This is a genomic window from Segetibacter aerophilus, assembly GCF_007991655.1.
Taxonomy (GTDB): domain Bacteria; phylum Bacteroidota; class Bacteroidia; order Chitinophagales; family Chitinophagaceae; genus Segetibacter; species Segetibacter aerophilus.
In genome coordinates this window covers 43,944-57,405 of sequence record NZ_BJYT01000009.1, presented here as the reverse complement: position 1 = coordinate 57,405, position 13,462 = coordinate 43,944, and the positions used below count along the sequence as shown (strand labels likewise).

At 40.3% G+C, this 13,462-nt stretch carries 8 protein-coding genes; 5 read left to right on the top strand and 3 right to left on the bottom strand.

The genetic code is table 11. The features are described from left to right. Positions 1-194: 194 nt before the first annotated feature. The 4 genes from SAE01_RS13000 (at position 195) to SAE01_RS12985 (ending at position 5,220) form a co-directional block, all read left to right on the top strand. The gene (locus tag SAE01_RS13000) at positions 195-1,592 is read left to right on the top strand and encodes a putative oxidoreductase C-terminal domain-containing protein (protein WP_147204202.1); all 1,398 of its coding nucleotides are present in this window, start codon (positions 195-197) and stop codon (positions 1,590-1,592) included. 38 nt (positions 1,593-1,630) lie between these two features. Next, positions 1,631-2,482 (top strand): sugar phosphate isomerase/epimerase family protein, encoded by an 852-nt coding sequence (locus SAE01_RS12995; protein WP_147204201.1) that lies wholly within the window; start codon positions 1,631-1,633, stop codon positions 2,480-2,482. 135 nt (positions 2,483-2,617) lie between these two features. Further along, the gene (locus SAE01_RS12990; RefSeq protein WP_147204200.1) at positions 2,618-3,799 is read left to right on the top strand and encodes a Gfo/Idh/MocA family protein; all 1,182 of its coding nucleotides are present in this window, start codon (positions 2,618-2,620) and stop codon (positions 3,797-3,799) included. 86 nt (positions 3,800-3,885) lie between these two features. After that, positions 3,886-5,220, top strand: coding sequence for an MFS transporter (locus SAE01_RS12985; protein ID WP_218029153.1), 1,335 nt, complete (start codon positions 3,886-3,888; stop codon positions 5,218-5,220). A 285-nt stretch (positions 5,221-5,505) separates the two neighbouring features. Here SAE01_RS12985 and SAE01_RS12980 read toward each other — a convergent pair whose 3' ends face one another. From SAE01_RS12980 to SAE01_RS12970, 3 genes are all read right to left on the bottom strand, one after another. Next, positions 5,506-8,025, bottom strand: a complete 2,520-nt coding sequence (locus tag SAE01_RS12980; RefSeq protein ID WP_147204199.1) for a bifunctional YncE family protein/alkaline phosphatase family protein — start codon at positions 8,023-8,025, stop codon at positions 5,506-5,508. A gap of 79 nt (positions 8,026-8,104) precedes the next feature. Beyond that, entirely contained in the window at positions 8,105-9,040 is a 936-nt protein-coding gene (locus tag SAE01_RS12975; protein WP_147204198.1) for a sugar phosphate isomerase/epimerase family protein, read from the bottom strand. Between the two features lie 175 nt (positions 9,041-9,215). After that, positions 9,216-10,043: an SDR family oxidoreductase gene (locus SAE01_RS12970; RefSeq protein WP_147204197.1), complete on the bottom strand. Its 828-nt coding sequence runs from the start codon at positions 10,041-10,043 to the stop codon at positions 9,216-9,218. A gap of 270 nt (positions 10,044-10,313) precedes the next feature. On the opposite strand from SAE01_RS12970, the gene SAE01_RS12965 reads away from it, so the two are divergent. Beyond that, positions 10,314-13,460 carry a SusC/RagA family TonB-linked outer membrane protein gene (locus tag SAE01_RS12965; RefSeq protein ID WP_218029152.1) on the top strand — a complete coding sequence of 1,049 codons (3,147 nt, stop codon included), beginning with the start codon at positions 10,314-10,316 and terminating at the stop codon, positions 13,458-13,460. Positions 13,461-13,462: the final 2 nt, after the last annotated feature.

The following is a 13,462-nucleotide window of genomic DNA, read 5'->3' as shown; positions in this document are numbered from 1 at the left end:
TCTTTTTATGGCGGCCCTTTTAAAAGTTTTCTATCTACAAAAACAGATGACATGGAATCGAACATTTCATGTCATTTTTCATAAAATGGAATAATTATCAAGAACATAAAGAAGGCGCAAGAATTTGAAAATCTGAAGAAAAAAAGACCTATTCAAAACTTAATTATCTTTCAAGCTCAACAGTAAAAACAGGAATGAGATACCCGGTTAAAATAACTTTCGCAATTATATTGGTTTCAGTTCTTAATAGTTGCCATACAATGAATAGCGCATCGAAGAATACTTCGGCTGGTAATGGAAATGTAAAAATAATTACGTTAGATCCTGGTCATTTCCATGCAGCCTTGGTGCAAAAAGAAATGTATAGCGGTATCGATCCGGAGGTAAATGTTTATGCACCCGGTGGAGCAGAATTAGAGGCGCACCTTGCTCTGATTAAGCAATACAATGAGAGAAAAGAAAACCCGACCAAGTGGGTCGAAAAGGTGTATACTGGCAGCGATTACCTTGAGAAAATGCTTAGCGAAAAGAAAGGAAACGTGGTGGTGTTGGCAGGTAACAACCGTCAGAAAACAGAATACATCAACAAAGCAATTGATGCAGGTTTAAATGTGTTAGGTGATAAGCCGATGGCGATCAACTTTCAAAATTTTAATTTGTTGCAGAACACTTTTGCAAAAGCGGCTCAGAAGAAATTGTTGTTGTATGATATCATGACCGAACGGTCCGAAATTACTAACCTACTCCAAAGGGAACTTGCCCAATCGCCCGAGCTGTTTGGCGAGTTAAAAAAAGGAACCTCGAACGACCCTTCGGTAATACTGGAAAGCGTACACTTTTTCTATAAGTTTGTTTCAGGCAAAGTATTGACGAGGCCCTCTTGGTTCTTCGATCCCACCCAGCAAGGCGACGCCATAGCGGATGTAGGAACGCATTTAATTGACCTCGTACAATGGGAATGTTTTCCCGATCAGACAATTGATTATAAAAAAGACATCAAGATTAATTCTTCCAGAATATGGCCTGAGCCTTTAACCCTTTCGCAGTTTAGCCTCATCACAAATCAAAGTACTTTCCCGGAATACTTAAAGCAATATGTAAAGAGTGATACCATTTTGCAAACGCACGGCAATGGCGAAATTAACTACACCTTGAAAGACGTGCACGTTAAGACAATAGCACGTTGGGAATATAAAGCTCCTCCCGGTGGTGGTGATACCCATTATTCTATCCTGAAAGGAACAAAGTCGAACCTGGAAATCAAGCAGGGAAAAGAAGAGGGTTACCAGCCAACACTATATATTATTCCCGTTGGTAATCAAAACAGTTTTGAGTCTACGTTAAAGAATACGATCACAAGACTGAACGCTTCTTATGCAGGTGTGACAACAGAAAAAACGGCGAACGGGTGGAAGCTTGTTATTCCTCAATCTTATAAGATCGGTCATGAAGCTCATTTTGGACAAGTGATGACACGCTACCTTCAGTATTTGAAAGACAAAAAATTGCCCGAGTGGGAGGTACCTAATATGTTGGCGAAATATTATACCGCTACAAAAGGTTTGGAAATGGCAACCACTAATACCAAATAAACATTCTAACAATAACGATTAAAATAATAATTGCTAATATGGAACAGTCGAGAAGAAAATTTATTCAGAAGGCAACACTCGGTTTTGCCGGTGCTGTCAGCGTGCCTTTTATTAACCAGGCAGCAACTCAATCAAAAAATTTTGTAGCAAAGCAAGGTGATTTATTACCTGTTGGTATCGCCGGCTACACGTTCAATAAGTTTGACTTGGAGAAGTCGATTGCAATGATGAAACGTATAGGCGTTCAAAACCTTTCTTTAAAAGAATTTCATCTGCCTATCAATAGTAATGACGAAAAGATTAAATCTGTAATGTCTCAGTTCGCAGCTGCAAATATTAATGTGTACGCCGTTGGGGTTATCTATATGAGAACAAAACAGGCGGTGGACGAGGCTTTTAATTATGCAAAAAAGGTAGGAGTGAAGCTGATTGTAGGCGTACCAACTTATGACCTGATTGACTATACTGAACAGAAAGTAAAAGAAACTGACATTAGAATAGCCATCCATAATCACGGGCCTGAAGATGCGTTGTATCCGGGTCCTCAACAGGTGTACGATCGCATTAAAGACAGGGACTCAAGAATGGGACTTTGTTTAGATATCGGTCATGCTGAAAGGGCAGGAACGGACCTGGTGAAAGCTATCAAAGATTTTAAAGGTCGTTTGTATGATCTGCATATTAAAGACGTATCACTTGCTCAGAAAGAAGGTAAGGCAATTGAAATCGGCAGAGGCGTAATTGATTTTAACGCTGTAATAAAAGCGCTGAAAAAGAATAATTACAAAGGAATGTGCAGCATCGAGTTCGAAAAAGATATGAGCGATCCGCTTCCCGGAATGGCTGAGTCTATTGGTTATTTCAGAGGGGTAATGTCAACAATGAGCTAGACGCATTTTTGGTTGAATATTGAAATAAGGTAAAAGAGTGCGACGCAACAATGCCACATAGTAGCACACAGATTGGCTCAATAAAAATCAAACAATTATTGGTTTGAACTTTTAGAAACTTTTTGAAGAAGACGTATGGAAAAAAAAGTTCTACGGGCAGGATTAGTAGGATCAGGCTTTGCGGCAAAGTTTCACTTTGAAGCTTTACAAAGGGTTTTTAGTACCAGGGTAGAAATCACCGGGGCATATTCTCCGTCTTCAGATAATCTCGTAAAATTTACAGAACCAAGAAACCTACGGGCATTTGAAAACGTCGATCAGTTAATAGAAAATTCTGACGTAGTTCACGTATGTACGCCACCGGTTACGCATGAGCCGATTGTTGTCGCAGCCTTACAGCAAAACAAACACGTTATAGTCGAGAAACCATTTACAGGATATTTTGGAGATGGAAGCACCAGCTTTAACGGCGATACTTTCTCTAAGGAAGAAGGCCTTCATCATGCAATGGAAAGTGTAAGGAGAATGTTGGACGCAGAGAAAGCAAGTGAAGGCAAGATTATGTATGCGGAGAATTGGGTCTATGCGCCAGCCATTCAAAAAGAAAGGGAACTCTTGCAAAAAACGGGTGCTCAAATTATTTGGATGAATGGTGAGGAGTCTCACTCCGGCTCACATTCCCTTACTTACGGACAATGGAAATTTTCGGGCGGCGGTTCGATGATAGGAAAGGGTTGCCACCCGTTGTCTGCTGCTATTTACCTGAAACATGCCGAAGGCAGGGCACGCAATGGAAGGGCAATAAGACCTAAAAGTATATCAGCGCGCACGCACGCCATTACCCGGATGCCGACTTTCAAAGACGAAGGATATTTAAGAACCACCTATAAAGACACAGAGGATTTTGCAATGCTTCATGTAGTGTTTGAAGATGGTACCATTGCCAATTTAATTGCAAGTGAACTTGTTCTTGGTGGAGTTCATAACTGGCTCGAAGTAAATACAACCAATCACAGAACTATCTGCAACATTAATCCTAATACTTCTATGCAGGCTTATACGCCTGCGCAAAAACACTTTGAGGAGGTTTACGTGGTCGAGAAGACCGAAACAAAACAAGGTTGGTCTTCGATATCTCCTGACGAAGGATGGTTTGCAGGATACCAACATGAAATGGATGCTTTCTATAGATCGGCAGCTTTTGGTGAGCTAATAGAAAGTGATAGCAGCCTGGCGTCTGATGTAATTGCAACCATCTACGCGGGATATTTGTCTGCCGAACGAAAAGGCGCAGAAGTTGCCATTACCATCCTTTAGATGTTTTTACCTAAGTAATCCGCTAATTCAATAATTTTAAAAATCTAACAACGCTTATTTCACTTGTTTTTCAATAACTAAAATAAATGGCAGCCATAGAAATGAATACTGGTCTTCAGACCAAAATAGGAAAATACAGATGGACAATTTGTGCATTAGTATTTTATGCCACCACTATTAACTATCTCGACCGACAGGTAATCAGCCTGCTAAAACCAACTTTAGAAAAAGAATTTAACTGGACAGAGTCTGACTATTCTAATATAGTCGTAGCCTTTCAGTTCGCTTATGCAATAGGGATGGTCTTTGCAGGAAGGTTCATTGATAAGATTGGTACCAAGATCGGTTACGCGCTTACATTAACCCTATGGAGCATCGCCTCTATCCTACATGCTTTCGCTACAGGCACTGTTAGTTTCGCTGTTTTTCGTGCATTTTTAGGAGTTACCGAAGCAGGAAATTTTCCTGCTGCATTTAAAACTGTAGCAGAATGGTTTCCCAAAAAAGAACGTGCGTTTGCTGGTGGTATTTTTAACTCGGGCACTAACGTAGGAGCTATACTTGCGCCACTATTAGTTCCCTGGCTGGCAATTAATTATAGTTGGAAAATTGCTTTCATCGCCATAGGCGCCATTGGCTTTATCTGGTTGATTTTTTGGTTTATGTACTATGAAATTCCTTCGAAGCAGAAAAGACTCTCGAGAGCAGAGTTCGATTACATCCACAGTGATGTTGAACCTGATACCCATACAGCAACCGGCGAAGAAAAACCTAAAATTACATGGACACAGTTATTAGGCTTTAAACAAACGTGGGCCTTCATAGTTGGTAAGTTTTTAACGGACGGCATCTGGTGGTTCTTTCTCTTTTGGCTGCCAGCGTTTTTAAATTCTCAATACCATCTTGTGGGCATGCAGGTTAGCTTGCCTATAGCATTTGTGTATACCCTTGCAGGTGTCGCCAGTGTTTTCGGTGGCTGGTTACCCATGTGGTTCGTAAAAGAAAAAGGTTGGGACATCGTAAAGGCCAGAAAGACTTCGATGCTTATTTATGCATTTTTCCCTTTGTTGGTAATGGTCTCACAAGCCGCCGGTAGTTATGGGATGTGGTATGCTGTTGTAATAATTGGTATTGCTGCTTCTGCACACCAGGCTTGGTCTGCGAACCTTTTTACAACCGTTTCTGATATGTTTCCAAAAAATTCTGTGGCTTCTGTTGTCGGCATTGGCGGTATGGCTGGCGGACTGGGAGGTATGGCTGTAGCCAAAGTAGCAGGTCTTTTGTTTGACCATTATAAAGCACTAGGCCATATAGAAACAGGATACTACATCTTGTTTCTATATTGCGGATTAGGCTACCTGGCAGCATGGTTTATCATGTTTAGGTTACTAGTTCCGAAGATGAAACCAATAGAGGTATAATTTTCAAAATTGACAAAAACATAAAAGCCTGTAGAAATGTAAAGATTACTTTACTTATCTACAGGCTTTTTATATTGTTACCCATCTTCTTAAAATTCGTATGACACAGTCGCTTTTTTAGCAGATGATTTTTTACTTAGCTCTTATTCATTCTGCAGCTTTCGTTGTGTCACACTCTTGTACGGTATGTACTATGGCAACTATAGGTTTAAAGGAAATTGGTCTCGTTTTCATTAAACAGCAAAGTCGCGCTAAGCCATCTTTTGACTAAACTAAAAGCCAGGTCTATTCGGCTTTTTTCTTGGTTTTGCTTTTGGTCTTTCTTTCTCTTATTAACTCCATTCTTTCTTCTTCCTCCTCTTCGTCGTCATTTTCTGCAACTTTTACAAAAGCACTACGACGCGGAGCTGGCATTTCGCTGTCCTCACCTCTTACAGCTTTCCAAATGATTTGGCTGAAAAGCATATCGGGTACAAGGTCTTCTTTGCTCAAGTCAATCTTATCGCTCAGCTTCGCAGTATTAGAATTGTTGTTAGCTAAATTTTTATCGTTCAGGTTTATGTCCGAAGGCAGCGCTTTAAAAGGAGCAAGGTTTGGTGTGGCTGTAAAACTTTTAAACATAGGCGTAGCAGCTGCGTCATACTGGCTCATTGGAGGAAGGCCAAGTATTAACTCCATCGTGCGTAGCATAGAGGAAGTCGAATACATGCTGTGGTCAACGAAACCACGTTTTACATGCGGGCCAGCTACATAAGCTGTTGTTCTATGGGCATCGACATGATCGGGACCATTTTGCGCATCGTCTTCAACTATAAAGACAACACTTTCTTTCCATATGGGACTATTTGAAAGATGCTCTATAAACATTCCAACTGCCAGGTCGTTATCTGCGACTTGGGCGTATGGCGTTGCGACTCCACGCTTCAGTCCTTGAGTATGATCGTTACCAAAACGAAGTGAGTTGAATTGTGGAACGGCGTTAACTTTTACCAACGAATCGAACTCTCTTTGCCACTGATAAAAACGGGTAGTATCGCGAACATTTAAGTCCCAACCGGTATAGGTTGGAGAAAGATGATTGACAAGCACGGGAATGTTCGCCTTACCATCATCCGCGAACTCGCCGTAAGTACGATAACTCACACCTGCACGCTTGCAATAATCCCAAATAAAGCCATTCTTAGGGTTTGCAATCTCACGTTTTCCTTCACCTGGATAAGTACCACCACGACCACCATAACTAGTAACCCAATTCTTCTCAAGGAAGTCAGTTGCGTGGGCAGACGTGCTCCAATTATGACCATCTGCACTTACTTCGCCATCAGCATAGAAGTTGTCAAGTAATACAAACTCCTTCACCAGCTTATGTTGGTTAGGAGTAATTCTTTCACCAAATAGTGTAAGCGATTTATCACCGTTGCCTTCAGCTATATCTCCAAGTACCTGGTCGTACGTTCTATTTTCTTTAATGATATAAAACACATGTTTAATCGGTGATTTGTCACCTACTTTCATTGGAACAGGATTACCTTTTTCCCCGGTGCTCGTTAGCTCTCCATCCTTTGTGTAGGGGGTATTTGTATAGACAGCTTTTGAATATGCTGCCAATGTAATATCAGAAGGTTCGTCTATTATGGACATTGTTCCTTTCATCAAACCTCCGATATAGCCGGGGTTAACCATAGCCGAAGTATCGCCCATGTGGCGAAGAACGAGCTGTGTTGCTTTTAAAGGATTAGGTCCGTTAGCGTTCGGATAAGAAGAAAACCCTTTGCCATTAGAAACAAATATTTTAGTACCAATCACTTTCAAATTAGTAGGATACCAGCCTACAGGTATGAACCCTTTTGACTTGCTTCTGCCAGGAACGGAAACATCAAAAACCGCGAGGCAATTATTATTTGCATTAGCTACATACAAACTTTTTTCATTGGTAGATAAAGCAAGACCATTAGACGACGATCCTTCAGGTGCATTTGGAAAAAGCGCTGCGTTTAAAACTTCGAGCACCTTTCGCTTTTTTACATCTATCACAGACACGCTATTATCGTTGGCATTTGCAACAAATAGAAGACTACCGCTCTTGTTCAATAGTAACTCGTTTGGATTATCGCCAACAGATATTTCCTCTGTAAATTTTTGTTCCCTTGTATTGTATACCCGTACTTTATCGCCGCCCCATACTGAAATATATAATTCAGTTTTGTCTGGTGATAAAACGCAGGCATAACCTTCATTGCCAAGTGGTAATTGTTGCACAATGGATTTGTCTGCAAGGTTTATAACATATAGTGCATTGTTTTCTTTGGTAACTACATACATCCGCTTTGCCGCATCATCTATTTCTATTCCGGCGGGAGATATTTTTTCGGGCCATTTTTTTCCAAGAATAATACTGTCTTTTAGTACGAGTCTATTATTCGTGATCGCGTATTGAAAGATCCAGTTATCGTTGCCACCTGAAGCATACAAAAATTTTTCATCTGCACTAAACTTTAACCCATACCACGACTTTGGAATGATAACATTAGAAAGAATTTTTTCAGTCTTGGGATCTATCAACTGGATGCTCTGAACGCTTTGTCCGTTATTGGTAACAGCCAGAAATTTTTTGGAAGAAGAAACGGCTATGTTTAAAGGAAGATCTCCTAAAGCTATTGACCTGCCGGCAGGAGAGAGGTGCCATCCGTTCGGTAACCTGACCCTTGTTTTTGATAAATTGTCACCTACTGATGAGGTCTTCTTTTGAGCAGTCACACTTAACACCAGTGTGCTACTTAGAACAATTAAGAGCAGTTTTTTCATAATTCGCTATTTAGTACAAGAAGGTTTGTAAAATTTTTGGAACAATTATTTAAGATAAAAATTTGCTTTTTAAAAGGAGTTATAACCCATTTAATGCAAGTGCTTTTCTTACTTCAGCCAGAAAAACAGGCACCTTTATTTTCGGGTCTCCGGCGCCCAGAGTTTCTATCGGCACGTATCCTCTGTAACCCGACGCTTTGATAATGCTGATTACTTTTTGCAGGTCTGTCTTCTGTTCGCGGTTATCTAAAAACATCAATTCTTTCAATTGCCAATTTACTGCATACTTTGCAGTCTGTTCGATTTGTTTATAGGGATCACCAGTTCTGTAGCTCCCAATATCGAGCACAAGACCGAACCAATCAGAATTGACTTGTTCAATAATCTTTTGTGCCTGTTCGGCTGTTTTAATAAAATCGTTGTGGTTTTGAATCGCGACTATTACGCCGTATTGCTTACCGTAGTCTGCACACTCTTTCATGTCTTTGACCATCCAGGTTGTTACCTCATCCCAAGTGTGCCCTTCTGGTATATTAAGTCCTGAAAAAATTCTGATAACGGGCGCACCGAGTTTAGCGGCACATTCAATCCACTTTTTTATAAGTTTAGTATCATCCTTTCTTTTGCCTTTATCTGGATTTGTAAAATCATTTCTTATTCCTGTACCGCTAATGTCGAGGCCGAGACGATGCGCTTTTTGTTTAAGATGAAATATATACTCGTCTTCGGGAACAGCAGGATACCCTGGAAAATAGTAGCCGGTGAGATCTACCGCATCGAAATTATTTTCAGCACAAAAATTGAGGAGGTCATCTAAAGTCATTGTCTTTTTTGTAAGCGGTTCATTAAAAGAATAAGCATTGAGGCTTACTCTAAGTTTTGAACCTACCCCTTGCGCAGGAGATGTTTGTGCGGTCGAGGACGTGGTATTTAAAAGCATGCCTCCGGTTAGGGTAAGTGCTGGGCTCGCAAGTACTGTTTTGAGAAAGCTTCTTCGTGGAGTAAATTTTTTCATAAGGGGGAGTTGGAAGCAATTGTGAAATTTGGCTTTACATTGGTTCTTATTTGTAGCTTGATCCTATAATATTTTCAATTTAAGAAATTGCCGACATTATCATTCAAAGTACAAGAGTGTGACACAACGATGCCTGAGAGTAGCAACAATGCCATGGCTACAAAAAAATAAATATCTAAACTCCAGAGAAAATATGGAAACCGCCATCGACACAAATAACCTCCCCGCTAACAAAGACAGAGGCGTCACTTAAAAGCCAAATTAAAGTCCCAATTAATTCATCGGCATTGCCGAAACGTTTAAAGGGAGTATTGCGGATAACAGCTTCGCCGCGCTTTGTGTAACCATCTTTTTCCACCAGCAAATGCCGATTTTGGTTGGTAACAAAAAAGCCGGGGGCAATGGCATTAATGCGAATAGCATCTCCATACCGTTGAGCAAGTTCAACACACATCCAACGAGTATAGTTGTCGATACCTGCCTTTGCCATTGAATATCCCAACACCCGGGTAATAGCAGATTGCGCAGCCATTGAAGAGATATTCACGATACTGCCACGTCCTGTTTGGGTCATCGCTTTACCAAAGATGCAGGTTGGTAAAATGGTGCCGTATAGATTGAGATCAAAAGCTCTTTTCAATGCTTCCATATCTAAATCAAAAACATCAGCTCCCGGGGCAACTACTGCTTCAGGAACATTTCCACCAGCTGCATTTACCAATCCGTCTATTTTGCCCCATGTATTTAAAGTGATGTCTCTTGCACGTTCCAACTCAGGCCTTGACAAAACATCTGTCTTAATAAATATAGCTTCTCCGCCTTTTTCTTTCAGTGCGTTCATTCTTTCTTCTCCCACAGTTTCATTGCGTCCCAACAATACTACCCTGGCTTCCATATTGACCAGCCCACTCACAAAGGACTCTCCAAGAATACCTGTAGCGCCGGTTACTACAATCACTTTTTCTTTGAGATTGAAATATTTTTTTTCTTGTGAAATTGACATCTTTTATTTTTTTGAATTTATGGTACTTAATGGAAAAGTGTGTGGAATGTCAAATGTATGATACTTCTTTTTCATTGTGGAGGCGGTTACTATTGATGAATATTAATGTATTTATATGTATGCTGAAATCGGTTAAAATTTTTTAATGAAAAATTTTTCCTTTGAGCTTTTACTATATATTTATTTTCTCAAACAGCGTTTTGTAAGGACATATTGTCACTACTTAAGGCTCATAACGATTCTGGAACTTTTTAAAACAAAACTTGTCAAATGAAAAAATGCTTGTTACGTGTTTTTCACGTACAAAATCCCCCACCCATTTTTTGTCTCCTTTTTTTCGCGCTCCTCTTACCATCATTACTAATAGCCCAGGCTACGCGTACGGTTTCAGGAAACGTGCTAGACAGTAAAAAAGCCCCTTTACAGGGAGTTAGTATTACAATAAAAGGAACCACCAGAGGTACTACTACCGATGCAGATGGTCACTTCGTGCTTCCCAATGTTCCCGACAAGGGTACTTTGGTAGTTAGCTCGACCGGTTTTACTGCACAAGAAATTGGAGTAGGTTCCCGAACCACTTTTAATGTAACCTTAGCTGAAGCGGTTAACGCTTTGAATGACGTCGTGGTAATTGGTTACGGTACTCGTCAGAGAAGAGACGTTACAGGTGCTGTGTCGCAGGTAAAGGCAACGCAGTTAGAGAATGAAAATCCTCAAAGCGTGCAAGATCTTTTAAGAGGTAACGTACCGGGACTAAGTGTTACATCAAGCCCAAATGCAAAAGGCGGTGGAAACTTATTAGTTAGGGGAAGATCTTCGATAAACGCCGGTACTTCACCGTTGATCGTTCTTGACGGAGTGATTTATCCTGGTGATTTATCTGATATCAATCCTAATGACATCGCTACAGTTGACGTTTTAAAGGATGCTAGTTCTGCTGCAGTATACGGTGCAAAAGCAGCAAGCGGAGTTATTCTGGTTACCACTAAAAAAGGATCAGGTGCTAAACCAACCATCACTTTCAATTCTAATACAGGTCTTGCTACTCTGGCAATGAATGAGCCTTTGTATGATGGACCTGGCTTTGTGAAGTGGAGAACAGATGTATTGAAAAGTACAAACATCAGCAACGCAAAACCTTTCCAGTTTGACGATCCAAGAAACTTACCTTCAAACATTACTGTTGACCAGTGGAAGGCATACGACAACTCTTTAGGTGATGCAGTTGACATCTGGCTTACAAGGCTAAAGTTGTTACCCGTAGAGCGTGAAAATTATAAAATTGGTAAAACAACCAACTGGTATGATATGATGTTCCAGACAGGTGTAAGGAACGACCATACAGTAAGTATTTCAGGTAAGAAAGAAGATGTCTCTTATTACATGTCTGCTAACTATACAAGAAACGAAGGTTATATAGTTGGTGATAAGTTTACAACATTTAGAACACGTATTAACCTGGAAGCAAAAGCTGCAAAATTTATGACTGTCGGTATGAATCTTCAGTATGCAGATCGCGACGAGAGCCAGGTACCTGTAACATGGCAACAGATGGTGAACGCTTCTCCTTATGGTGAAGTGTACAAAGCTGACGGCGTTACTTTAAGAGATAGCCCTAATGATGACATCGGTAATAATACCAATCCATTCCTTGATAATGTGTACACTAACCGTTTAAGAAAGTACAATACTCTTTTCGGAAGTATCTATGCAAAAGGTAATTTGCCATGGGGTTTTTCTTATCAATCTAACTTTACTCCAAACTTCGAATTCTATAGGAATTTTAATGGTACATCGGCAAAAGACTTCAGGGTTTCAGTAAGAAAGGGAGTCGCTTCAAGACAGAACCGTACCACTTTCAACTGGCAAATGGATAATTTGTTGATGTGGAACAAAGCATTTGGTGAGCACAAGATCGATGCAACTTTCCTTGTTAACGCTGAGAAATACCAGCAGTGGGACGAAACAATGAATAACGAGGGATTTGATCCAAATGATAATCTAAGTTACAATAACATTGCTGCAGGTATAAAGCCAACAATAAGTAGTAATGACCAGAGAAGTACAGGAGATGCTTTGATGGCTCGTATCAACTATTCCTTCAAAGATAAATACTTGCTTACTACCTCTGTTCGTCGTGATGGTTATTCTGCCTTCGGTTTGCAAAATCCAAGAGCAACCTTTCCTTCAATTGCTTTAGGTTGGGTTTTCTCTAAAGAAAAATTCTCTAACATCAGCTGGTTGAATTATGGTAAGCTTCGCGCTTCATGGGGTATAAATGGTAACAGGGATATTGGTCGTTACGATGCCCTTTCAAACCTTACTACCGGTAAGTACCAGTTTATCACACCAAGCGGTCAAATCATACTTGTGTCTCAACTATATGTAAACCGTCTTCAGAACCCAGGTCTTAAGTGGGAAAGAACAGAGTCTTATAACTTAGGACTTGATTATTCAATCCTAAAAGACAGAATTAGTGGATCTATAGATGTTTATCGTAAGTCCACAAAAGACCTTTTGATCAACAGGGCGCTTCCAGACGTCACCGGGTTTGCAAATGTCTTGGATAACCTAGGTGAAGTTCAAAACAGGGGAATAGAATTAGGCATCAGTACGCTGAATATAAAATCGCCAAGTTTCTCCTGGAGATCTAATGTAAACTTTACTTTGAACCGTAATAAAATAGTTCACCTATATGGACCTACTCCGGATTACGATGCAAGCGGTAAAGTAATAGGTCAGTCAGAAAAAGATGACGTGGCAAACAGATGGTTTATCGGGCATGATATAGATGAAATCTGGGATTTAAAAGTATTGGGAGTTTGGCAACAAGATGAGGCAGCCGCTGCTGCAAAATATGGTGTAAAGCCAGGTGACTTCAAAGTGGAAGATGTAAATGGTGATAGTAAGTACTCTGATGCGGATAGACAATTCGTTGGCTATAGAAACCCAAGATATATGTGGACTTTCAGAAACGACTTTACCTACAAGAATTTTGACTTTTCTTTCATGATGTATTCCAGCTGGGGTCAGAAGGAAGAATTCAACCAGGCAAAAAATAACGGTGGATTTATTGACAGGCAGAATTCTTACCAGGTCCCTTATTGGACACCAGAGAATCCTATTAATGACTATGCGCGTCTTTTCTCAAGTAACGGAAGCGCAGGTTTCAATGTTTATAGGCAAACTTCTTTCATCAGGCTTAGTACTATAGCGTTGGGGTATACAGTATCTCCACGGTTTTTAACAAGAGCTAAGATCCAGGCGTTAAAGGTTTATATGAACGTAAACAATGCAGCGGTATATCAACCAGAGTGGACATTTTGGGATGCAGAGTACAGGGTAAATCCTCCTAGTGATCGTACTGTAGTACCTCCACCAAGATATTACACATTAGGCGTTAACCTTACTTTATAATT

Coding starts and splice junctions, on each gene's coding strand:
- SAE01_RS12995 (WP_147204201.1), top strand. CDS start 1,631: ATGGAACAGTCGAGAAGAAAATTTATTCAGAAGGCAACACTCGGTTTT.
- SAE01_RS13000 (WP_147204202.1), top strand. CDS start 195: ATGAGATACCCGGTTAAAATAACTTTCGCAATTATATTGGTTTCAGTT.
- SAE01_RS12985 (WP_218029153.1), top strand. CDS start 3,886: ATGGCAGCCATAGAAATGAATACTGGTCTTCAGACCAAAATAGGAAAA.
- SAE01_RS12990 (WP_147204200.1), top strand. CDS start 2,618: ATGGAAAAAAAAGTTCTACGGGCAGGATTAGTAGGATCAGGCTTTGCG.
- SAE01_RS12975 (WP_147204198.1), bottom strand. CDS start 9,040: ATGAAAAAATTTACTCCACGAAGAAGCTTTCTCAAAACAGTACTTGCG.
- SAE01_RS12970 (WP_147204197.1), bottom strand. CDS start 10,043: ATGTCAATTTCACAAGAAAAAAAATATTTCAATCTCAAAGAAAAAGTG.
- SAE01_RS12980 (WP_147204199.1), bottom strand. CDS start 8,025: ATGAAAAAACTGCTCTTAATTGTTCTAAGTAGCACACTGGTGTTAAGT.
- SAE01_RS12965 (WP_218029152.1), top strand. CDS start 10,314: ATGAAAAAATGCTTGTTACGTGTTTTTCACGTACAAAATCCCCCACCC.